The following is a 22,563-nucleotide window of genomic DNA, read 5'->3' as shown; positions in this document are numbered from 1 at the left end:
GGTGATCATCGTGGACAAACCAGCAGTCAAAGCCTATGTATTAAAGAACGGAGATGTACTATCCACCAATTATCTCCAGCAGTATGCAGTAAAACAATCCAAGCAAATACCAGAAGATGTATTTGGTTCAGAGTATGGAAAAACAGGGATTATTGCTCCTCTCTATCACCCAGAAGCATTGGCAAAATTAATGGAAATGAACACCTATCATTATCGGGCTGTGAAAACTAAGGCACGAGATACCGTAGGACTTGGATGGTCATTGGTTCCTGCATCAGAGAAGTCAAATGAAGCTCAGAAAGATACAGTGATGTCATTTCTCCAATCTCCTCATCCTGAAGAAACTTTGGAAGAGATTCTCACCAAGTGGATGGAAGATTACGAAGCGACAGGGAATGGATACTTAGAACTCATTCGAGGAAAAGATATCTTGGAAGGACTGGAACATATCCCTGCTCATACAATGCGAAGGCATCGGGATGATGTCTTATTTGTCCAGATACGAGGAGCCAAAAGACGCTGGTTCAAACGAGCAGGTGCACCTTGGGATGTGGATTATGAAACGGGAGAGAAGGTTTCACTGGGAGGGCTGACACTAGAACGAAGAGCCACCGAAGTTCTCCATATATTAAATTACTCCACTCGTTCGGATTACTATGGTTCTCCAGATGTGCTTCCTGCTTTGGGAGCGATCTTAGGAGATCAAGAAAGAGCAGAGTTTAATATCGATTTCTTTGAAAACCATGCCATTCCAGCTTATGCGGTAACCGTAAGTGGAGCCGATTTGGATGAACAAACAGAGAACATGATCAAACAATACTTTCAGAGAGACTTAAAAGATAATCGGCATGCCACACTGGTTCTTACGGCATCGGGTGGAGATGGAGAAAAAGTAGAATTTAAATTTGAGGCTCTTTCGGTAGATGTGAAAGAAGCCTCTTTTCGTTTGTATCGAAAAGATAATCGAGATGAAGTCTTGTCTGCTCATGGTGTCCCACCCTATCGGGCAGGAATTGCAGAGGAAGGATCACTTGGAGGTTCTACTGCAGTAGAATCCACTGAGATTTATAAACAATCCATCCTGTGGCCGAGACAGAACATGGTAGAAGCAAGATTGAACAAACACATCCTGCGTGATGCTTTTGGTGTAACGGATTGGAAGCTGGAGTTTCATGAGATCGATACTCGTGATGAAGCAAGGGAAACGGATGTATATACCAAACTCTTTGCGATGGGGGCCATTACATCCAATAAGATTCGAGAGAACATGGGCGAGGAACGTATCGACCATCCGATCATGGATACTCCTTTTATCGGTGGAGTTCCCATTTATCAGTTGGGGAATAGTTCTCCACAAGTTACCCAGAATCCTGATTTGATAGCAGAAATCAAGAGTTTGCATCGTAAGTTACTGGAAGTGGTGATCAAATGAACCAGAAAGCAGAACGCATGCTGGAGGAGATCACCACTTTTTTGTGCAGTTGTGGAGAGTTTCCAGCCTTCAAGGGAGTAGATGAGGCGACACTCGTAGCAGAGCAAAAGCTGGAGAAAGAATTATTTCGTTTATTTGTTGGAGTAGAGAATCGACTTCTTTCCCGTTTGGTGTATCTGGGGTATGTCCCACAAGATGCGGAACGAAGGAAAGTGTTTGTAGAAGAATTTCTGAAACATCTGTATGACGAGGTTGCAGCAGTGATTGTGAACAATGCTATGAGCAGTGCGAAAAGAGGTCGTTTTCTTGCCTTTGATGATCTGGAGGAAAATGGCGTCCGCTTTTCTTACACTGAATTTGATCGTTGGACCTATGATCGACTACGAAGAAAGTTTTATACCTTTAGCCAAGATACAGCGAAGCGCATTATCGGAGATATTGAAGGGAACCTAGCCAACTCTTATCAACAGGGACTAGGGATTGATCAGGCAGCAGAAGCATTACGAAAAGAATTTACAGAAATTCGAGATTACCGTCTTCGCTTGATTGATCGAACGGAGATCAACTCCGCACAAAATGAAGGGATACAAGTTACACTGGAAGACTTGAGTGTTCCATACAAACAATGGCTCACTGCTAGAGATACACGAGTGAGAGGGTACAAACCAGCGGATAAAGCTAATCATGTGAAGATACATGGGGAGGTGGTAAGGCTAAATGAGCGTTTCTCCAATGGTCTGTTTATTCCCGGAGATCGAACAGGAAGAATAGAGGAGTGGATCAACTGTCGGTGTCGGATTCGTCCTTATATACCAAGAAATGGAGAGGCTATCCTTTCTACACCTTACCGATAGAAAAAGTTATAGCTTTATCTTTTTAATTAAGTCCCAAGTAGCAAAGCAATCGGCTAATGCCCGATGCTTGATGGGATAACCTACGGCATTCTCTAAGGAAATACCTTGATTACTTTTCAAAAGATGCTGGTACGCTCGGCATAAGCAGATCATTTCGATAAAGGGTGTTTTGATTCCCCACATTCGATTCGTTTGTCTCAGGTATTTTAGTTCTGAAAAAGAACCAAAGGAAAGTATTCTTCTATGTCTGTACCGTAAAATTTGATAAACCTCTTTATGAACTTGTTTCCAAGTTGGAGCATTTTCCACCATTTCATTGGTAATGCCATGAATTTGAGTGCTTTCTTCTGAAATTGGATGTATTGGCTTAATAAGGGATCGGTATTGTACTTTCCTTCTTGCATCAATAATAGCTATCTCGATAATTTCAGCAGTTGTACTTGTTGAAAATCCAGTTGCTTCTATATCGAGAATCGACCAATCATAGCTCTTTTTTAAAGAAGCAAATAGTCTTCTTGCTTCTTTGCGTCGATTACGTTTTAACTGTTCTTTCTGTAACTGTTTCTGATCGAGTTCAGTGATCATATTGGTTACCTACTTTACTAGATTTCCTTATTTGATTTCGTAGATTCCATTATTACCAATTTTGTATAGAAAAATAAATGTGGAGGTGACCACATGACTGAGTTAACTGCACCAGTAATAAAACGAAATGATGAAAAACGAATTGTCTATGGTCCTGTCCTGATACCCGGTGAAGCTGATCACGATGGAGATGTTGTTTCTATCGATAAAATTGAGCAAGTAGCTCATGATTTTGCAGAGAAATATGGCAACATCGATCTCATGCACAGTCTAAACAATGTGGGCAAGATGGTAGAAACCTATCTTTCTCCTTTTGACCTTACTTTTGAGGACATTACAGTGCCAAAAGGATCGTGGATGATGGGAGTTCGAGTAACAGATGAGGAGTCATGGGAAGCAGTGAAATCCGGAAAGCTCACAGGTTTCTCTATCATGGGAATTCGATCCACTGCAATCAAAAGCAAAGATGAGACAGCAGTGAAACGAACGACTCTCGCTGATCTAGGGGAGGAGTGGATTGTGAATGCAGTGTCGTTGGTGGATGAGCCTGCTGTTCCCAAGGCGAAATTCCTTGTTGTGAAATCCAAAGAACCAGAACCACCCAAGAATACTGGATTCTTTGCCAAGTTAAAACAAGCCTTGAGCCGAAACGAAGAGTCTGCTGAATCGGAAGGAGGAGAAGAAATGACAAAAAAAGAGATTCAAGTGTTTATCCAGTCCTCTGTCAAAACAGCAATGCAAGAGGCATTGGAGGAATGGAATCCACCGCTGGAATCCGATGATCCAGTAACAGCACAACAAGAACACACATTGGCGGAACAACCCAACCCAGAGAAAACCGAAGTCGAGCAAGAATCAGAGGATGATATAACCCTTAGTAAACAAGAATATGAAATCCTTCTTGATCAGATTCAAGACATGGAGAAGGTAGTCGAAAAGGCCAGAGGTTTTGGGCTTTTTTTTCGTACCAATAAGTTAAAAGGTCAAGATCATGATTCATCTGAGCAGCACAAACCAATCGAACAGGATCGAGATATCTTCGGTCGCCGTATCCAGAAATAGAGAGGATGAGATGGCATGAACACACAAGAATTATTAACCAAGTTAGATGGTGCAGTGAAAGCTATTACTCGTGGAGATATGGGATAAGGGTTACTTACTCCTGAAAAAGCAAATCAATTTATTCGAGTGGTACAAGACTCCACTCCGTTGTTGTCGGCAGCTCGTCGATTGACGATGAATGCTCCCACTCGCGATATAGATCGTATCTTGTTTAATGGTCGCATTTTAGCCGGAACGGGTGGGGATCAAAACCCAGTTGCCAATGAGAAGAAAACAGTCCCTTATTTAAATAAATTGGATGCCCAAGAGCTGGGTGGATTTGTTGGAGTTACCGACACCACGTTGGAGGATAATATCGAACGTGCCAATTTTGAAGACACGATTATTCAATTATTGGGGGATGCTACTGGACGAGATTTGGAATACTTGTTTCTGGCAGGAGACAAATCGCTTTCTGCTGATTCGTTGTTAAAAGTAACGGATGGCTGGTTAAAGAAAACAGCCAATAAGGTGACGGGTGGAACGGCAGGTTCTTTAACAGCTAGTCAATTCGATAAAACCAAGGTCGATGATTTGCTGAATAAATTGTTGTCGGTTGTTCCCAAGAAGTACATGACGGACTTATCCCAATGGAGATATTTTGTGACATGGGACATTTTAGATGATTATCGGGATGCCCTTCGAGAAAGACAAACAGCTCTTGGGGATTTTGCCCAAACGGGAGCAAATCAACTGGCATTCAAGGGAATTATTCTGGAGTATGTTCCTCAAATGCCACTAGGAACCGCACTGCTTGCACCACCGAATAACCTAGTTTATGGACTGTATCGCGATGTGAAAATTGAACCAGACCGAGTACCAAAAGAGAGAAAAACGGATTTTGTGGTGACAGTACGTGCAGATGCTCACTTTGAAGACGAGAACGCTTCTGCTGTTGCGACTGGATATGTAGGAGTGTGAGGAATGAAAGTTAAAGTACAGAATACATCCGAGCGAGTGGTAGAGCGATTGGGTTACTTCTTCCAGCCAAAAGAGGAACAAGAGATAGAAATTTCTCATCCCCGACACCATTCTCTATTGGAGGCGTGTCAGTATCTACAAGTGGAAGAAATCAAGGAGAAGAAAAAAAGCAGTAAGACAGGGTGATCAACATGTATGGAACGCCCAAGCAAATTCGAGAATTAACAGGAATCCAAGCATCCCACTTTTCCAAATCCATGACGGAGGAAGAGTTGGATGCTGTTTTATTGCAGTGGATCAATCACATAGGAACAGAAATCGATGTGCGGTTGAGAGAGACCATTTTAAACACTGATTCCAGATATATTGGCATTGAGGCAGTTGCTCTGCGAACACTATCCAAATTAGTGGGATATGCCATCCAAAACAGAACTACGAAAGTGGTTCAAATCGGGGACTTTGCCATTCAACTTTTAAATTCCTCGGATGTGGTGAAGGACTTAGATAGAGAACTCCATCCATATTTGAAACGAAAAATAACCATTTTTCTTTCTTCCGAAGAGGTGATAGCCGATGCCAGTACGATTGGATGAGGGTGAACTTCGGGAGATTGCAAGGAAGGCAGCCGAAGCGGTAAAACAAGCTGTTCGATTCACAGCAGTAGAACTAACAGGCAATATTCGAGAGAACAGCCCAGTGGATCATGGGCGACTCGCTGGATCATGGAATATGAAGCCAACTGGAGCTTTGAGCTACAAAGTTTATACAGCGGTTCGATATGCTCGTTTTGTGAATGATGGAACAGGTGTATACGGTCCTTCGGGAAAACCCATTCAATCCAAGAAAAAAGGAAAAACCATTACTTCGAAACGTCCCAATGGGGTACTTGTCTTTGAAATCGATGGGAAAACGATCTTTGCAAAGTCAGTGAAACAACCGAGATTACCTTTAGTATTTCGTGTAGGTGGAAAAACGGTACATGCCATGAGTGTGAAAGGGATGAGAGGAAGAAAGTATGTGGAGAAATCCATTTCACAAACCGAGCGAAGAAAAGCAGAGTTTGTAGAAATGGCATTGGCGAAGGTGGGATTAATATGAGTTATACCATCGATCCTCGTAATTTAGCAGAGATACGTAAAGAAATAAAAGATGCCATTCTACAGAAGTTACAAGATGCCAGAACAGCTACTTTATCCCCTGTTGTTTCCATTGTGTACGGGGATCAAATGGAAGTAGGAACGATGGAGGAAATGCCTGTCCTATGGATACTGCCTGTTTTTCATCAGCCGGAATTTAAAGGAGGACACACCGCACTCCATGATTTTATCTTTGATTTTGTAGTGATGGTGCATGATTTGGAATCCACCACAGGAAAAGAGTTGGCAGAAGAGTTAACTTCAAGGGTATATGATGTGATCGTTTCGGATCGGACATTAGGAAAGAAAGTTTTTGATGTACGAGCCTTAAATTTTGATCCAAGTTATGAAGCAGTCGCCAATTCCAATGTCTATTGGGCAAGTTGTGAATTTGCCTTTCGGATTCAACGAAGAGAATAAGAAAAAATTGTGGCTGGACTGTCTCTATCACTGATATGTGACAGGGTTGTCCAGCCTTTTGCATGACGCCTTTTTGGTTAATAGACAATCATACAAATCGGTGTCACACGGGAATCAGGAATCCGTTTCCCCGTCAGGGTTCAGAAAGCGACCCCAGTCCTCGGAAGGGAGAACAGGGAAGCTCAGGCTGGCGATGTTGAGAGCCAACCTCTCGTCCACTCCGTAGAGAGGAGGGTCGTCAGATCGAAGAAGAGAAACCAAATTCTCAGGAAGATTGCGCATCTCTACTCCTCGTTGCGATGCCGACTTTCTTTTATTATAAGATACTACTTTTTTTATGTATATAGGGAGGGATTTCAATTGGGCATCACCAGATATTTCAGCTATGGAGAAGAAACCACTTTTGGAACAGCTTCATTAGCAGTAGAAACCATCGATCCAGAATCAGCCGAGCTTGATCCCAGTGGAGATCAGGCTCTTATTTATGAAGGAGTATCGAGATTAGACCGAACCGTAGCACCTGCTCTCTACCGGAGTGAGGGTTCTCTGTCTACTCCTGTTGACCTTACTGCTTTTCCGTGGTTTTTGAAATGGGCATTGGGTGGATATACCGTAACAGGGACTGATCCGACCTTTACGCATCATTTTTTTCCAGAGCAGTCCGCTTTAATGAAATCGTTCACCGCTAGAGTAGGAAAGGACGTGTTGGAGCATATCTTTACCGGATGCGTGGTTGGCTCTCTTTCCTTGGAGTTGGATGACGGATTTTTTAAAGGAAGTGTAGATATCGTAGGAGGAGCAGATCAGAAAGGAACACTTTTAGCCAATCCAACGTTTATGCAAGGAGAAATCTATGCTCCTCATCAAGTTACTGCGGAGATCAATGGAGTGGATGAGTCGGCAACTATTGAGAGTTTCTCCATCAAGATCGAGACAGGAGCAGATAACGAGGCTGGCCGCACCATTGGTTCCCGTTTTCCAAGGAGAGCGTATCGAGGGGCTTTTTCGGTCGAGATTGAATTGGGATTATCTTTTTTCTCTACTACGCAATTGGAGCGGTTTTGGGGAACTGCAACAGGCCCAAGTACCAATAAACTAACCGAGATCGATACCAACATACATGTAGGAGATAACATGGATATCTTGATTCCACGAGCAGTTTACACAGCCATGTTCCAACCGCTAAGTGGTCGAGATCGGATTGAACAGTCTGCTACCATCCGAGCTTTGGTGAAAGCCGATGGAACAGGACCGATTGAGTTTTCGATCACCAACAGCAAGGCAAGTTATATCCCAGTGTAGGAAAAATTGTGGGCAATCATTACCGGCAATACTTCTGACAATCTTTCCTATAGCAAAGAGAAAGAAGGTAAACAGATGACGACCAAATTAACACCTGCACTTCTTGCAGGGAAATCTTATATCGAAATCGTTCCTCTGAAAGTAGAGAATCAGATATTTGAAGTAGAGATTCGTCCCCTTACGCATATCGAAAAAAGACAAGTAGAAGCCTGTGAACAAGCATCGGTGAAAGTGAACACCAAGAGTGCAGGGACAACCGGAAAACTGAACACACAAACGTTTGAAGTAAATGCTGGTGAGTTGGTACGAGATCAAGGGAATGCCCAATTAAAAGCCGTTGCACTGGGAACCGTAGATAAGGAATGGAACGAAGAAACGATCAATCAGCTATGGAAATCCGAATGGGTGGAACAAGTCTACCAGCGAATTGCTGAAATATCTGGATTGAATCGAGCGAAACAAGACTCCTTTCGTGGCTAGTCCCGAAGCAAAGGAGTTTTATTTTTTTGTTCGACATCTCCATATGTCACCAGAATCGTTTGCACAGTTAACTGAGTTACAAAAACAAGCCCTAATTTATCACTGGAATGAAGAACAGAAAGCAGAGGAACGAAGAAATAAAAAACTAACGAGACGGAGGGGGTGAGGTAATGGCAAATAACATCGTTGAAATTGTGGTGAAAGGAATCGACCAAGCCTCCAAAGTTTTGGAGAGAGTGTCTCAAAATGCCGAACATTCCTTTGCTAAAGTGGGGGATGCGGTAGACCGAATAGAAGAGAAGCTCCGTACACTCCCTGAACCCAACTTGGATATTCATGTTCAAGAAGAACGTGCAAAAGTAGAACTAAAACAATTGCAGAGAGAAGTGGATGTAGCCACCAGAGATCGGCATATCACGATTACAGCTAAGGTAGGACAAGCACTCGCTTTACTTCGTAAAGTTAGCGAACGAATGAATGAAGTGGGACAAAGGGGACGAGAAGTAGGAGAAGGTATGATCGATTTCTCGGAAAACATAGCGCAAGGGTTAACCGTGCCAATTGCGTTAGTAGGAGCATTGGCGTTTAAAGCTACGGCAGATGTGGATCATGCGTTGGCGATCCTCTCTGCTCGTGTGGGTGGGGTGAAACAAAGCATTCAGCAAGTAACTCCCATTGTGAAAAGTGTATTCGATCAAGGCTTGGGGGAAAGTTTAGCAAGCGTAGCAGATGTGGCTGGATATGCACGAACCAAATTAAGCAGTTTGTCTACGGTTCAGTTGGAACAGATCATTGTTCAAGCAGAGTCTTTGGAAAAAGCTATTGGGACTGACGCTGTTGGTGCGATAGATGAAGTGATCGCCATCATGGAAACCTACAAAGTATCTGCTTCTCAGGCGATGGATTTAGTGGCAGCAGGGTATACCGAAGCGGATTTATCGGTCCAAAAGCTGACAGAAGGGTTAAAAAGGAATATTATAGAAAAGCAGAAAGCCGCATTGGTAGCAAAATACTTAAACCAAAAGTTACAGGAGACAAAAGGGCGAGCAGAAGAAGTAGCGAAAGCCATGCAGACATCCCCCTATGTTCAATTGATCGCTCAATGGCGACAACTACAAGAAGCCTTAACTCCTATTGGGGAACAATTACTGGCTTTATCCCAACAGTATCTTCCACTAGTCATCCAAAAGATACAGGAATTCGGGCAGTGGTTTGCTTCGCTTTCGGATTCTTCACAGGTAGCGATCATTGGATTTACAGCATTACTAGCGGTGCACCCTCTTATTACGATGTTTCTTGGGGCGTTGGTCATGACCGCATCTGCTTTGATTCCGCTGTTTGCTGGCATTGGAGGAACAGCAGGATTGGTGGTGGCAGGAATTGTTGCAGTAGTAGGCATGTTTATGCTTCTGATGAATTCTGTCAAGGAATTTCGTGAAACCGTAACGGCTTTGTGGGATGGCTTTGTTTCGTCTATCTCGAATAGTGCCAGTCAATTTGGAACCTATATCCAGCCGATCCAAGATTCGTTTGCTCGTTTGTGGCAAGGATTACAACCATTACTAGGTAGTATAGGGGTGCTGGTAGCATCAGCGATTGCCATTTTCCTTCCCCTGATTAATGGGTTGTTTCGGGCACTCGGTCCACTGTCCGCATTAATCGTCAATGTGATTTCGTTAGCTATTAACACACTAAGTATGCTGGTCGCCTTTCTAGTAGGGGACTGGCAAGCAGGACTACAGTATTTAAACAATGCCTCAACGGAATTCGCAAATATTTTCATGAACCTGTGGAATGTACTAGCGGAGTTTGTAATGGGAATCGTCGATACAGTAGTGTCCATGCTAACAGCAATGGGTGTGAATGTGAACGCCATTCTCTCCTCCATCGCAAGTTTTTTCGTGAGCATTTTCCAATCAATCTATAGCTTTAGCCTCGGGGTCATGAGTGGGATTGCAAGTAGCGTTACTACTGGGATAAGCCTAGCGAGTTCCTTTTTTTCTGCTGGTCTTCGATCCATGCAAGCGACTGCTTCTAGTGGCTGGAATGTGATTCTTTCTTTAGCAAGAGGAGTTCTTACCGGGATATCTGGCACTTTTCGTAGTTTGCAGAGTGCGCTTTCTGGGATTTGGTCTGGAATCCGATCTACGGCTTCAAGTAGCTGGAATGCAGTGAAAAATGCCATTATCAAACCGATTCAGTCTGCTAAATCGATACTACTTGGGATTATTTCGAGTATCAAGGGTGCCTTTGCGAGTATGAGAATCACTATACCCAAACCAAGATTGCCAAGGATTAGCATAGGAAGTGCTTCTACTTCCATTGGTGGGATTAGTATTCCTTATCCTACTTTTTCTGTTTCATGGTTTGCTAAAGGGGGCGTGTTTAATCAACCGAGCGTAGTTGGTTTAGCAGAACGAGGTCCAGAAGCGATTGTTCCTTTGTCCTCTTCTCGAATGCGTCCCTTTGCACAAGCGATTGCCAAAGAATTGCCAAACGGGGGAAGTACAGGTGATACGATCACCAATCAGTTTTATATTCAAGCTACCATCCGAGAGGAAGCAGATATCCAAAAACTGGCTCAACAATTAAATCGATTGCAGAACATCCGAGCAAGGACAGGAGGTGTGCGGTAATTGGCGATTCGCTTTAATGGACTCGATCTTCCTTCTTTTGTACTGGTCAATGATATTCATGTCTCCCTTGTTCCTCCTATCAAACAAACAACGATTTCGGTATCGGGACGGGCAGGCTCCTATGATTTCGGCAATGAGTTAGGAGAACGAAAAATAACCGTAGATATCACGATTGAGGCAAGCACCTCTTCAGAACTACGTTCTAATCTTCGGCAATTAGCCACATGGCTGTATTATGAAGATGCAAAACAACTGATCTTACTAGATGAACCAGATAAGTATTATCTAGCTAAAGTAACAGATGAAATAGAAATCAAACAAAATATTAGTATCGGACAGGGATCGATTACCTTTTGGTGTAACGATCCTTTTTCTTATGCTGTTCAGGAGAAGGTTGTCCCATTGAATCCGACAGATGAGACACCTGTTACCGTCACCAATAATGGAAATCAAAAAGCATCCCCAAGATTTCAAATGCAGTTTACCCAAAATACGACGGAGTTTGCTTTGGTATCAGGAGAAGCTTTTCTATACTTTGGACAACCTTTGCAACAAGATACACAAACAGCTACACAGACAAGAGTGGTCATGCTGAATGATGATATGTTCTCTCTTACGGGTTGGACAAGTGGTATAGGAGTAGATGGTGGAACCATCGCTGGAACGTTTGCTACCGATGGATTTCGTTTCTCTCAATCTGGAGGGAACTATGGGACAGGTTCTGCTTGGCATGGGGCATCCGCTGTGAAAACCATCGCTACACCCATCCAAAATTTCACGATGGAGGCTTCTGTCTCCTTAAATCCTACAGCCAATAACCAAATGGGACGAGTAGAGGTCTATTTATTGGATGTTAACAATGCGGTCATCGGAAAGATTGCCATCAAAGACATGTCTGTCAATCTGGAGTCGCCACAACTCGAAGCACGAGCAGGGAATCTGGCATCGGGGACATTGTTTGTCGCTTATCGAGGAAAAAAAGAAGGATATTGGAAAGATTTTAGCGGAATCTTGCGTTTCTCTCGGATCGGAAATAAGTGGACATGCCTTGCCGCTATTATCGATAGCAATGGAAGATGGATCAAGCAGTTTACCTACTCCTTTGTGGATACCAAAAATCTCTATACCGCCAATCTCGCAGGGGTACAAATTCATGTAGGGGCTTATGCTTCGTATGCCGTTATTCCTATCAATCGATTGTATGTTACGAATGTAAAGATAACCCAAGAGAACGTCCCAACCAGTACTCAAGTTCCTTATATTTTTGCGGCAGGAGATGTACTGGAAGTGGATTGTGCGACAGGTTCTATTTGGAAAAACGGGGAGCCATTTTTCGCAGATTTAAATCCTTCCAGTACGTTTATTCAGCTTTCAACTGGAACGAGTGGAATCTCTGTCATGCCAGCTATTATTAGCAATGGAACGATCACTTTTCGGGAGAGGTGGTTGTAGTGTCCAATATGTTTTTGTTAAATGCAGATGGAGTTGCATTAGGAGTACTGAGCAACGATCTTCCCAATGCTTGTCCATTCTGGAACGACATACACACCGAGCAATTGGAACATGGGTTACTGACGTTAGAGTTTGTGATTCCAGCGAATCATCCCACTGCTTCCCTTTTGATGACAGAGGGTTATATCATGTATCAAACCGAAGATGGCGAATGGCAACTGCTCCAAATCAAGGAAATAACGGATCAAAATCAAGATCACACTTATACCAAACAAGTCTTTTGTGAGAATGCGGCGGTATCGGATTTACTCGGTCAGATTGTCCGTCCCGTTACCTTAAACAGCCAGAGTCTTGAACAAATCTTTACCTATGTGTTGCAAGGAACAGGATGGTCATTAGGAAGAACCGATTATGCAGGAGTACATGATTTTCATTTTGATGATTACATTACCTCCCTTGAAGCAGTTCACCAAGTATTGGATGTGTTTGGAGCAGAAATTGTCTTTCGGGTGGACTTTACAGGACTCAGAATCTCGCAAAAGTGGATTGATGTCATTCAACGAAGAGGACAAGATACGAAGAAAATGTTTACTTATGGTCTGGATTTGGTTGATGTGGAGCGCGTGGAAGACACCAAAGACTTGGTAACAGCTTTGGTTGCAGCAGGGCAAGCGGATGCCAATGGAAATCCCTTAACGTTTACGACCTATACCCCACCTGCTAATCTAACTTATGAGAAGGTAAACGATTGGGTAGGAAGTACTGTTGCCCTTCAACAGTTCGGGAAAAATGGGAAGCACATCTTTGGCGTGTACAAAGATGATCAAGCAACGAATGCGATTGAGCTGTACAACAACTCGATTAAGAAATTGGACGAGCTATCCAAACCACGCACCACATACACCGTAAATGTCGTGCTGTTGGAACAACTGACTGGGTATGGAGCACATCGGGTTCGTTTGGGAGATACGATTCGGGTACAGGACACCACCTTTCAACCGGATTTATTACTGGAAGCAAGGATCATCGAGAAGAAAAGAAGTTTATCTGATCCCACACAAAACAGCGTTACGCTTGGAGAGTTTATTCCTATTGCGCCTTCTACTATGGATGGAATCAAACGAATCCAAAGTATCATCCAACAAAACCAGAGTAAATGGGACACCGTTTCTGCTTGGGCGACGACCGATACCAATGGACAGGTGGTTTTGGATGGACAAAAAGTAAAAACGAACAGTCTTCCATTGGATCGAACCGCAGGTGGCACAATGACGCTTACTGCTAACGACAGCATCGTGATGCTGGCAGATGATGAGACACCCGTTGGACAACTGAGTGGAACATCAGGAGGGTTTAGTGTGTTAGCTGCGGGACAGATTGAGTCGGATTCCGTAGTGTCACGGAATACAATCGATTATTCAATATATGTAGACCCAATAAACGGGGATGACAACAACAGTGGAGCAGATGGAGATTGGGTAGCAGCCAAGAAAACGCTCCAATCCGCTTTTGATTCCTTACCCAGATTTAATGAAGGAACCATCACCATATGGATCAAGGCTGGAACAACTTTATGGACAGAAGGAACGGAACTTTATTTGATTGGAGTAAGTGGGCCAGGAACCATTATCATCAATTTCCAAGCTAGAACAGCTATCCTCAATAGTCGGATCAACATTTTCAACTGCACCAACCATGTATTGATTCAAAATGGCTCCATTAAAAACCAAGAAGTATTTGTATCCAATTTCTATCAAGGATGTTTGTATACCCAATCCGTTACCAGAGTTACCTTGAAAAACATGTATTTCGATGCACGGGCAGGTGCAAAACTAGCTTATTGTATCGCTGGTCTTTTTAACTCCTATATCCAAGTAGACAGCTGTGAAGCCTACAATGGGTTCAACGCTCAAATTGTTTCTGCTTATGGTTCTCGAATTGACTTACAAGGAACGGGATGTAAAGGTTCTGGAGGGCAGTATGGGCTTTATGTGGTTGGATCTTCTATGTTAGGGGGGACAGGCACACAACCTACTGGATCAACGGGAAGTATTTTAAAAGCACAAAGTGGTTTTTGTGATAGTGTCTTTACTACGGATGCAGGGACAGCCCCGAGTGCGGGCACAACTTCGACCACGACTACCACTTGGACGGCAACTTCTACGCTATCTTGGCGAGATGCGTATGGAGGTTGGAGGAGCGACAACAATTATGTATATCAAGGAGAGTACAGCGGTTATGGAAACCATCGAGGCTGTGCTTTTTTTAATTACAGCGATATTCAGTCCAAGTTATCAGGGAAAACCGTGAAGAGTGTGCAATTGTATCTCTCTCGTCGGTCTGGAGGAACGAATGCTGCTCAACCCATTAATGTGTATACTCATAATTTGACCAGTGCATCCGGCACTCCAGTTCTAACGTTGCATAAGTCATCTGCAGGGAGTTATGCAGTAGGACAAGCAAAGTGGATTACCATTCCCAACTCTGTTGGAGACAGCCTAAAAAGCGGAACAGCAAAAGGAATTGCTCTCTATTCTTCTGCTGGTTCCCCTTATATGACTTTCAATGGCGGTTCTAGTGTACAACTCAAAATTACTTATGAAGGGTGATGGTGTATGGCTTATCAAGTGGTTTTATATGATGAAGAGGGTGTCATCTTAGATGTTTTCTCTGAACTCGAAAAAATAATAGTAGAAGAAAATAATATCTCATGGGCAGGTGGAGGATTGGTAGATGTGCAGTCCTCTTTTTTGATTTTGGATGAGTCGATTTCCGTTGGGGAAACAGGAAGTGTACTAGAATCTAGCTTGAAGAATTTGGACCAAAAAAAGAATCTCAAAAGCGATATTTCGAGATTGCAAGCAGATGTTCAAGCGAATCAAGAAGCCATTAATTTTCTACTGGGATTGTAAAGGAGGAAGAGGATGTTGAGTCGATTATATGCCTACTTTTATACCTGTTGGAAAAACAGAACGATTTCGCAGGAGCAATTACAAACAGCAGCTACCAAAGGATACATCACCCAAGAGGAATACGACAGAATGATAACGAGCTAACGAAGCTCTTTTTTGTTTGGGGGTGATTATCATGAGGAGGAGATGACATGCAAGAGCTACAAGGTGCGTCAATCTCGATTAATCAGATGTATGAATTGATGATTCAATTGGATAAGCGATTAGATCGCATTGAGACTGATCTAGCTCTGATTCGAGAAAAACAAAGTAACGAGGTTCAACATTTAAAAATAGAGTTAGATAAGTTGGAAAAGGAGTTAAACGAAGTTAGGCAGGAAGTAAAGCAAGCACATGAAAAAATCACAAACCGAGACCGGACATGGGTAGGAATTTTTCTTACTGGGATGTTCGGTTTTTTTATTTGGTTGATTCAACAGAATTTCATTCATTAGGAGGAATAGTAATGACCTTTACTACCTTAGCTACTGTAATCTTTGCCGTTTGTCAGGCAGTCAATATTGCTCTTCCAGATCAATTTAAAAAATTTATTCCACTGGTAGCAGTGGTGTTAGGATCTGCAACTGCCTTTTTTGGGAATGGAGATTATATTACATCCATTTCTGCTGCTTTAACGGCAATCGGGTTTCACAGTGGGGTGAAGAATACAACGGAAATTAAGCTGTTTGCTAACAAGGAGGGAGAATAAGATGGAAATTAAACAACGTTTGATTCCCGCCAAATACACGAACATTCGACCTCGAATAAAACTAGTTCCCAAATATATCACCATCCATGAGACGGCGAATTTGAGTCGCGGTGCAGATGCTGCGGCTCATGCTTCTTTATTGGAAAGAGGAAATTCAAGAACTGCAAGCTGGCACTTTTCGATTGATGATCACCAGATCATTCAGCATATACCAGAGAACGAGGTAAGCTGGCATGCTGGTGATGGGCGGAATGGTACAGGAAATAGGCAGAGTTTGAGTCTAGAGATTTGTGTGAATCAAGATGGGAATTATGAGAAAGCGAAAGAAAATGCGATCTGGCTTATTCGATATTTGATGAAGAAGCATAACGTTTCAATTGGACGAGTAGTCCCCCATAAAATATGGAGTGGCAAGGATTGTCCCCATAAACTATTGCCTCAGTGGAGTGAGTTTGTAAGCAAAATAAAAGGAATTAGTAAACCTAGTGTTCCTACCTATCCTGGTACTCTCCTGGGTCGTGGTTCCAGAGGGGTGAATGTAAAATTGATTCAACGGAAATTAGGCGGTCTTGTTGTAGATGGGATATTTGGATCAAAGACAGAAATAGCAGTGAAGAAGTTTCAAAAGGGAAAAGGTTTAGTGGTAGACGGAATAGTGGGGATAAAAACTTGGAGTAAGTTATTTGGATAAATAATTTTTAAATCCTCGGCTCTCCTAAATAATTGCCGAGGGCTTTTTATAACATAAAGTTAAACAGAAGGTATTTAGAATTTAGTTAGATGACACCTATTTCTGATGTTCTTGTCTTCAAAGTCTGTGAAAATATTATAAATTTCAATAAAAAGATATTATTTTATAAATCGCACAAGGGATTTTGCTGAACAGTCACTCTAAAAAAATATTACCAATTGCTTGAAAAATAACTTTACAAAAGGGATAATAGAGTAAGAATAAAAGCATCGACACAAAAAGGATATTTATTATAATTTTTAATAATAGATATACACGGGATAAGAACTACAATAAATTGTTGAATTCTAATGGATTGGGTTAACGACTTCTTGTCTAAGACTTACAGGTTAGAAATAACAAGCCGTATCAGTTACATAGGTAGTGAGTGGACTTTTAGATAGTTATTGCTTCAGACATAAGAACCATTTTAAGAATTGAATAAGTGGTTAGTGAAGGAGTTGTTTCTTATAAATAATTTCAATCCTTTCCACAAACAAGAATCCTCTCAGTTACTATTTGATTGGAATCAAACACACAAACAGTATGATAGTAAAAGCTGTGTGCATGAACTTTTCGAGAAACAAGCAGATAATTCTCCATTGTCCGTAGCAGTAATCTATCAAGATAAACATTTAACTTTTAGGGAATTAAATGATCGATCTAACGGGTTAGCGAATTACTTGAATCAAGTAGGAATAAAACCAGGATCGCTAGTTGGTTTATCTGTGGAAAGATCCTTAAACTTGATTGTTGGATTACTGGCAATTATGAAGGTTGGGGGCGTATACGTTCCAATTGATCCAAACTATCCAATAGAAAGAACTACCTATATATTAGAAAACTCAAAACCAGATTTGTTGCTGACACAAAAATCATTTCAAAAACAATACTCAAGGATTAGATGTAAAAAAATTAATATAGATGAAATCAATGAAGATATAAATAACACTGGTAAGAACAGGTTAAATTCATTGTCAAATTCAAGTCAATTAATGTATACAATCTATACTTCGGGTTCAACTGGTAAGCCAAAGGGAGTACAAATATCACATAAATCGGTTGTTAATCTTTTGCAATCTATGCAAGAAAAAATTTCTTTTACTAGTCGAGACTCATTCTTAGCTATCACTTCACTTTCTTTTGATATCTCAGTAGCTGAAGTATTTTTGCCCTTAATAACTGGCGGAACAATTATATTAGCAGATGATAGAGCAATTAGAGATGGTAACTCTCTATGTAATTTACTTAACAAATCAAATGCAACATATTTACAAGCAGTCCCATCGACTTGGCTAATGTTATTAACAGCTGGATGGGAAGGGAATAAAGAGCTGGCAGCCTTAAGCGGTGGAGATGTACTGACAAAGAGTCTGGTAAATCGATTATTACCAAAAGTGAAGAATCTTTGGAATTGGTATGGTCCAACAGAGACAACAATTTGGTCTACAGCCTACAAGTTTAAACAATCTGATGATGATATCTTAATAGGTAGACCTATTGCAAATACCCAAACCTATATTTTAGATGCTAATCTAAAATCTGTTCCAATAGGAAAGATTGGTGAGTTGTATATTGGAGGTGATGGAATTTCAAAAGGCTATTTGAATAGACCTGAGCTAACAAAAGAGCGTTTTATAAAAAATCCATTCTTAAATGAAACGAATTCTTATATTTATCAAACAGGAGATTTAGCGAGATTTAGATCTGATGGAAATATTGAGCTTATTGGAAGAGTTGATCATCAAGTAAAAGTTCGTGGATTTAGAATAGAATTAGGAGAGATTGAAACAGCTCTTGAAGAACATCCGATAGTAAACCAAGCAGTAGTGATCTTAAAAGAAAAAAATACAACTCAAAAACATCTAGCTGTATATATAACCACAAATATTCCTCATACAACAGTTGAAACATTCCGCAATTATTTAAAATCGAAATTACCTGCCTACATGATACCTTCCAAAATCATTGTTCTAGAAAAACTGCCAATAACACCAAACGGTAAAATAGATAGAGAATATCTTTCTAAACTTGAAAATGTTAAAGAGAATAATCATCAAAATAAACTTCCACGCAATCAAACAGAAAAGAAATTGTGTCATATCTGGTCTGAATTATTAGGAATTGAACAAGTTGGGGTAGATCAGAATTTTTTTGACTTAGGTGGAAATTCCTTATTAGCTGTTCAATTAATTTCGAGAATAAAAAAGGAATTTTATAATGAAGTACCTATCTATAGTATTTTCGAGAATCAAACAATATCTGATTTTGCTGAAAAAATAAATGATTTTTATAGTCAAAGAGGAAATGCACATCTTGTTGAAATAAGACCAAATGGAACATTGACTCCCTATTTTCTCATTAATACAAGTAGTGGTACTCTAGAAAGTTATTCTGATTTCGTTACTCAAATACAAAAAGATAGACCAATATATGGTTTTCAAACCCTATCTTTACCTTCGAAAAACTGTACTATTCAAGATATTGCAAACATATATGTTGATATTTTGATTTCAAAATTCGGACAGGCAAGTAATCCTTTTATCTTGATAGGTTTTAGTCTAGGTGGGAATATCGCATTAGAAATGGCCAAACAATTAAATGAAAAAGGTAAAGAAAGCATTCTTTTTATGGTAGATAGTATAAATGGATCTACGGAATGGGATAAGAATTTGTTAAGTGATATCCATTATTGGTGTGACAAATTCAAAGAGGAATTAGATCCAGTTATTTTATCTAAAGAATTACAAGGACTAAAATCTGAGGAACAAGTTTATTTTGTTGTAAAACAGTTAGAGCAAAGTAGTAAATTACCAAAACGATTTCTCTATAAAAGTACAGAGGAAACCTGCACGTTACTATACAATCAAAAACATTTTATACAATCAACCATTCAGTATTCTCCTGAATCGTATAGTGGAGAAGTTTATTTACTAAGAGCAGTGGATCGGAGGACTTCAGGTTCTCATGATTTTTGGCTTGGTTGGAGAGAGGTTTTAACTGGGAACTTTAAAATTGTTGATGTAATGGGATCGCATTTTACAATGATGAGAAATCCAAATGTAAACAATATTGTTCAGTTTATTGAAGATAAAACGGAGGACATGATGTCTTAGAAAATGCATTTTATGTAATCTCTAATAAAAATGGAGAGTGGTTTTGTTTGCAGAAAGAAAACGAAATTAAAACAGCGGATTTTAATCATACGTACTTTGAAAATGTTTATAGTGTTGTCGATCCTAATGACAGACCTTGGGTGACTGGTTGTGTCGATATTAATATTTTGAATTTAATCAAAGATGGCCGGATATCCAATGATACAAAAGTATTAGATATAGGATGTGGTTATGGAACTGAAGCTATTGCTATTGCCTTACAAGGTGCCAGAGTTATTGGAATTGATTTAAATAATGACGCAGTTACAACCGCACAAAAAATTGCAAGTTCTTACAAAGCGCCTGTGAAATTCATGCAAGGAGATGCTTTAAATCTTCCGTTTAAGTCTGAAGAATTCGATTTGATTATTGACCAAGGATGTTTTCATCATATACTTCCAAATGATCGTATTAGATATGCGGAACAAGTAGCAAATGTATTGTCAAAAGGGGGGGTATTTGCTTTAAGAGGTTTCTCAGATTGGATTGAACCAGGTACAGGTCCACAAAGCCCATTTCGATTAAAAAGTCGAGAAATACTTGAGACATTTCTGCCCTTTTTTGAATGTGAAGAATTTTATCGGTTTCGCAGTTTACCACGGAAAAATAAAACAAGGTGGTTTTGGTGGACATTATGGAAAAAAATCTAAGATTGTTATGTGGTGCACAGGCTTTTGGTTTTGGTCCATGCTCCAAACTTGTATCGATAGCTAATCATTTGATAAAACAAGGGACTGAAATAGACTTTTATGGCTCTGGAGTAAACTTACAATATGCCCAATCAAATATGAAGATCAGGAAAAAAATAATTGATTTAAAGGAAGCTAATAATTTTGATTATGATGCTGTTTTAACTGTAATGGACCCAGAATTAGCGGCATGGGGATATTTCTATAATATACCTGTGATTGCAGTAGATAGTTTATATTGGTTCTGGGAATGGCCACAAAAAGAAAAGGAAACGATACGAAAAAGTATTCAATCAATAAAAGATACCAGTGACTATGATCAATTTACCTCCTATATAGACTCATTGCCGGATCACTTAAAACAGTATGCTTTACATTTTATGGCTAATGTTTCATATATACAAAAATATCCTGGAAGCGAGAGGTCTTTAGAAGAAGATGGTTTTAATACGATGGAAGTTGAGTCTATAGTGGATATGAGTTATCAGAAAGAAGTAGAAAGGGATACTGTATTAGTTTCTTTTTCTGGAATGGTGAATCCATTAGTATCAGAAAAAGATCTGACAACATATATGAAACTATGTTCTCTCCTTTTGCAGAATTCACTTGATAAACTAAAAAAGGATTTTAAGATCATATACACAGTTAATTCATCCGTATTAAAGGAAGCAAATTCTATTTTTTCTGATCAAGTTGAATCTTTTACTCATCAAGAATTTCTTCAACAACTAAATCAATCAGTTGTAGTGTTAGCACCCGCAGGAATTACTACGATCTATGAATGCTTTGCATATCAGACCCCAATTTTATTTCTCCCGGAACAACATGATGGTCATTTTAAAAATTACCTATCTCTCTCTCAAACAATGAAGGATCTAAGTCAATTTAGAAATATTTTCCCTGAATCTCTTTTGAACTTCCGTCATGATTTGATCCATAATACAGACCCTCTTTCATACACTAGAAATCTATATGATTTTTACGAACATCTACTGCAAGGAAACTATCCTGAAATATTCAGTTCTATGAAGAAAGATATAGAAGAAACCTTGACTAGAAAAGAAAATCTTAGATTGTATTCGAAACTTAAAAATCAACAAAAAGTATTTTCAAACTCTTTAAGTGAAAATGGATCATCAATTTTTGATGAAATGAAACAAGATCTATTTAAAGTATTGAATCAAACTAAATAGACACTGGTTTTAACAAGTATATGTTTTTGGAGAAGGGGATATATATTATTTCATCAGAAGAATTTCATGGTAAGTCTGTTTTAGTTACAGGCGGTGGTCGTGGAATTGGTGCATCAATTGCTAAAGCTTTTGCAGAAAGAGGAGCTAAGGTTACAGTTTTTAGTAGAACTAGATCACAAATTGATCAAGTTGCTCATGAAGTATGTAAGAACAATGGAGAAGCAATTGCTGTAAGTGGAGATATTTGTATTCAAGAAAATATACAAAGTGCTGTGGATCTTACAATCTCCCATTTTGGAGGATTGGATATTCTGGTTAATTGTGCAGGAGTATTCAAACTTAGTCCATCTATTGAAGTAGAAGTTGAGGAATGGGAGAACATTATCAAAACAAATTTAACAGGAACATTTCTTGCTTGTAAAACAGCAGGAAAAGAAATGATAAAAAACAAATCGGGTAAAATCGTTAATTTTGGATCACTTCTCTCTTTTACTGCATTTCCAGAAAGGTTAGCCTATGCATCTAGTAAAGGTGGAGTATTACAGTTGACTCGTGTACTTGGAATAGAGTGGATAAATAAAGGAGTAAACGTAAATGCAGTAGTGCCTGGGATGATTGAAATAGAAACTCCACATCCATCTAAACAATTGACTAATGAAAGTTTACTGAAAAGAATTCCAGCCAATAAAAAAGGATCAACTAATGATGTAGTAGGACCTACGTTATTTTTGTCATCCTCTTTATCAGATTATATAGTCGGGCAAACAATCGTTGTAGATGGTGGTTGGCTTTCTTATGGTTATGTCTAAGTGATCTG

22 protein-coding genes and 1 pseudogene are annotated in these 22,563 nt (G+C 40.1%); 22 read left to right on the top strand and 1 reads right to left on the bottom strand.

Going from position 1 to position 22,563, the window contains the following annotated elements:
• The first annotated feature begins 10 nt into the window (after positions 1-10).
• Positions 11-1,432 (top strand): phage portal protein, encoded by a 1,422-nt coding sequence (locus AC5WOE_RS09455; protein WP_496051090.1) that lies wholly within the window; start codon positions 11-13, stop codon positions 1,430-1,432.
• Positions 1,429-2,286 carry a phage head morphogenesis protein gene (locus AC5WOE_RS09450; RefSeq protein WP_496051091.1) on the top strand — a complete coding sequence of 286 codons (858 nt, stop codon included), beginning with the start codon at positions 1,429-1,431 and terminating at the stop codon, positions 2,284-2,286. Before AC5WOE_RS09455 ends, AC5WOE_RS09450 begins: the two co-directional genes overlap by 4 nt.
• Positions 2,287-2,292: 6 nt before the next feature.
• Here the strand turns inward: AC5WOE_RS09450 and AC5WOE_RS09445 are convergent, their stop codons facing one another.
• The gene (locus AC5WOE_RS09445) at positions 2,293-2,871 is read right to left on the bottom strand and encodes a 3'-5' exonuclease (RefSeq protein WP_496051092.1); all 579 of its coding nucleotides are present in this window, start codon (positions 2,869-2,871) and stop codon (positions 2,293-2,295) included.
• Between the two features lie 93 nt (positions 2,872-2,964).
• On the opposite strand from AC5WOE_RS09445, the gene AC5WOE_RS09440 reads away from it, so the two are divergent.
• The 20 genes and pseudogenes from AC5WOE_RS09440 (at position 2,965) to AC5WOE_RS09345 (ending at position 22,555) form a co-directional block, all read left to right on the top strand.
• Entirely contained in the window at positions 2,965-3,933 is a 969-nt protein-coding gene (locus AC5WOE_RS09440; protein WP_496052475.1) for an XkdF-like putative serine protease domain-containing protein, read from the top strand.
• A gap of 108 nt (positions 3,934-4,041) precedes the next feature.
• Positions 4,042-4,893: pseudogene (locus AC5WOE_RS09435) on the top strand (phage major capsid protein); the annotation flags it as partial.
• A gap of 3 nt (positions 4,894-4,896) precedes the next feature.
• Positions 4,897-5,079 carry a hypothetical protein gene (locus AC5WOE_RS09430; RefSeq protein WP_496052474.1) on the top strand — a complete coding sequence of 61 codons (183 nt, stop codon included), beginning with the start codon at positions 4,897-4,899 and terminating at the stop codon, positions 5,077-5,079.
• A 5-nt stretch (positions 5,080-5,084) separates the two neighbouring features.
• Positions 5,085-5,486 carry a hypothetical protein gene (locus AC5WOE_RS09425; RefSeq protein WP_496052473.1) on the top strand — a complete coding sequence of 134 codons (402 nt, stop codon included), beginning with the start codon at positions 5,085-5,087 and terminating at the stop codon, positions 5,484-5,486.
• Entirely contained in the window at positions 5,467-5,991 is a 525-nt protein-coding gene (locus AC5WOE_RS09420; protein WP_496052472.1) for an HK97 gp10 family phage protein, read from the top strand. Before AC5WOE_RS09425 ends, AC5WOE_RS09420 begins: the two co-directional genes overlap by 20 nt.
• A complete protein-coding gene (locus AC5WOE_RS09415; RefSeq protein ID WP_496052471.1) occupies positions 5,988-6,449 on the top strand; it encodes a hypothetical protein in 462 nt (153 codons plus the stop codon). The genes AC5WOE_RS09420 and AC5WOE_RS09415 overlap by 4 nt, the downstream gene beginning before the upstream one ends.
• 360 nt (positions 6,450-6,809) lie before the next feature.
• Entirely contained in the window at positions 6,810-7,751 is a 942-nt protein-coding gene (locus AC5WOE_RS09410; RefSeq protein WP_496052470.1) for a phage tail tube protein, read from the top strand.
• A gap of 75 nt (positions 7,752-7,826) precedes the next feature.
• A complete protein-coding gene (locus AC5WOE_RS09405; RefSeq protein WP_496052469.1) occupies positions 7,827-8,231 on the top strand; it encodes a hypothetical protein in 405 nt (134 codons plus the stop codon).
• Positions 8,232-8,401: 170 nt separating this feature from the next.
• The gene (locus AC5WOE_RS09400) at positions 8,402-10,867 is read left to right on the top strand and encodes a phage tail tape measure protein (protein WP_496052468.1); all 2,466 of its coding nucleotides are present in this window, start codon (positions 8,402-8,404) and stop codon (positions 10,865-10,867) included.
• On the top strand, positions 10,868-12,319 hold the full coding sequence (locus AC5WOE_RS09395) for a distal tail protein Dit (protein WP_496052467.1): 1,452 nt from the start codon (positions 10,868-10,870) through the stop codon (positions 12,317-12,319).
• An 8-nt stretch (positions 12,320-12,327) separates the two neighbouring features.
• Complete coding sequence (locus AC5WOE_RS09390; protein ID WP_496052499.1) at positions 12,328-14,928, top strand: phage tail spike protein; 2,601 nt, start codon at positions 12,328-12,330, stop codon at positions 14,926-14,928.
• Between the two features lie 6 nt (positions 14,929-14,934).
• Positions 14,935-15,231, top strand: coding sequence for a hypothetical protein (locus tag AC5WOE_RS09385; protein ID WP_496052466.1), 297 nt, complete (start codon positions 14,935-14,937; stop codon positions 15,229-15,231).
• A gap of 12 nt (positions 15,232-15,243) precedes the next feature.
• Positions 15,244-15,375 (top strand): hypothetical protein, encoded by a 132-nt coding sequence (locus AC5WOE_RS09380; protein ID WP_496052465.1) that lies wholly within the window; start codon positions 15,244-15,246, stop codon positions 15,373-15,375.
• A 47-nt stretch (positions 15,376-15,422) separates the two neighbouring features.
• Positions 15,423-15,725 (top strand): hypothetical protein, encoded by a 303-nt coding sequence (locus AC5WOE_RS09375; RefSeq protein ID WP_496052464.1) that lies wholly within the window; start codon positions 15,423-15,425, stop codon positions 15,723-15,725.
• Between the two features lie 11 nt (positions 15,726-15,736).
• Positions 15,737-15,979: a hypothetical protein gene (locus tag AC5WOE_RS09370; protein WP_496052463.1), complete on the top strand. Its 243-nt coding sequence runs from the start codon at positions 15,737-15,739 to the stop codon at positions 15,977-15,979.
• 1 nt (position 15,980) lies between these two features.
• Positions 15,981-16,670, top strand: coding sequence for a peptidoglycan recognition protein family protein (locus AC5WOE_RS09365; RefSeq protein ID WP_496052462.1), 690 nt, complete (start codon positions 15,981-15,983; stop codon positions 16,668-16,670).
• 476 nt (positions 16,671-17,146) lie between these two features.
• On the top strand, positions 17,147-19,825 hold the full coding sequence (locus tag AC5WOE_RS09360; RefSeq protein ID WP_496052461.1) for a non-ribosomal peptide synthetase: 2,679 nt from the start codon (positions 17,147-17,149) through the stop codon (positions 19,823-19,825).
• 47 nt (positions 19,826-19,872) lie between these two features.
• Positions 19,873-20,514, top strand: a complete 642-nt coding sequence (locus AC5WOE_RS09355; protein ID WP_496052460.1) for a class I SAM-dependent methyltransferase — start codon at positions 19,873-19,875, stop codon at positions 20,512-20,514.
• Positions 20,499-21,746, top strand: coding sequence for a hypothetical protein (locus AC5WOE_RS09350; protein ID WP_496052459.1), 1,248 nt, complete (start codon positions 20,499-20,501; stop codon positions 21,744-21,746). The genes AC5WOE_RS09355 and AC5WOE_RS09350 overlap by 16 nt, the downstream gene beginning before the upstream one ends.
• Positions 21,747-21,772: 26 nt before the next feature.
• Positions 21,773-22,555, top strand: a complete 783-nt coding sequence (locus tag AC5WOE_RS09345; protein ID WP_496052458.1) for an SDR family NAD(P)-dependent oxidoreductase — start codon at positions 21,773-21,775, stop codon at positions 22,553-22,555.
• Positions 22,556-22,563 lie beyond the last annotated feature (8 nt).

The sequence above is a fragment of the Shimazuella sp. NTD248 genome (assembly GCF_059510395.1).
This window is presented reverse-complemented; position numbering and strand designations above follow the sequence as displayed.

Excerpts from the sequence above, each read along its gene's own strand:
- AC5WOE_RS09415 (WP_496052471.1), top strand. The coding sequence starts at position 5,988 with ATGAGTTATACCATCGATCCTCGTAATTTAGCAGAGATACGTAAAGAA.
- AC5WOE_RS09390 (WP_496052499.1), top strand. The coding sequence starts at position 12,328 with ATGTTTTTGTTAAATGCAGATGGAGTTGCATTAGGAGTACTGAGCAAC.
- AC5WOE_RS09380 (WP_496052465.1), top strand. The coding sequence starts at position 15,244 with ATGTTGAGTCGATTATATGCCTACTTTTATACCTGTTGGAAAAACAGA.
- AC5WOE_RS09425 (WP_496052473.1), top strand. The coding sequence starts at position 5,085 with ATGTATGGAACGCCCAAGCAAATTCGAGAATTAACAGGAATCCAAGCA.
- AC5WOE_RS09365 (WP_496052462.1), top strand. The coding sequence starts at position 15,981 with ATGGAAATTAAACAACGTTTGATTCCCGCCAAATACACGAACATTCGA.
- AC5WOE_RS09400 (WP_496052468.1), top strand. The coding sequence starts at position 8,402 with ATGGCAAATAACATCGTTGAAATTGTGGTGAAAGGAATCGACCAAGCC.
- AC5WOE_RS09430 (WP_496052474.1), top strand. The coding sequence starts at position 4,897 with ATGAAAGTTAAAGTACAGAATACATCCGAGCGAGTGGTAGAGCGATTG.
- AC5WOE_RS09445 (WP_496051092.1), bottom strand. The coding sequence starts at position 2,871 with ATGATCACTGAACTCGATCAGAAACAGTTACAGAAAGAACAGTTAAAA.
- AC5WOE_RS09450 (WP_496051091.1), top strand. The coding sequence starts at position 1,429 with ATGAACCAGAAAGCAGAACGCATGCTGGAGGAGATCACCACTTTTTTG.
- AC5WOE_RS09440 (WP_496052475.1), top strand. The coding sequence starts at position 2,965 with ATGACTGAGTTAACTGCACCAGTAATAAAACGAAATGATGAAAAACGA.
- AC5WOE_RS09375 (WP_496052464.1), top strand. The coding sequence starts at position 15,423 with ATGCAAGAGCTACAAGGTGCGTCAATCTCGATTAATCAGATGTATGAA.
- AC5WOE_RS09350 (WP_496052459.1), top strand. The coding sequence starts at position 20,499 with ATGGAAAAAAATCTAAGATTGTTATGTGGTGCACAGGCTTTTGGTTTT.
- AC5WOE_RS09370 (WP_496052463.1), top strand. The coding sequence starts at position 15,737 with ATGACCTTTACTACCTTAGCTACTGTAATCTTTGCCGTTTGTCAGGCA.
- AC5WOE_RS09420 (WP_496052472.1), top strand. The coding sequence starts at position 5,467 with ATGCCAGTACGATTGGATGAGGGTGAACTTCGGGAGATTGCAAGGAAG.
- AC5WOE_RS09385 (WP_496052466.1), top strand. The coding sequence starts at position 14,935 with ATGGCTTATCAAGTGGTTTTATATGATGAAGAGGGTGTCATCTTAGAT.
- AC5WOE_RS09405 (WP_496052469.1), top strand. The coding sequence starts at position 7,827 with ATGACGACCAAATTAACACCTGCACTTCTTGCAGGGAAATCTTATATC.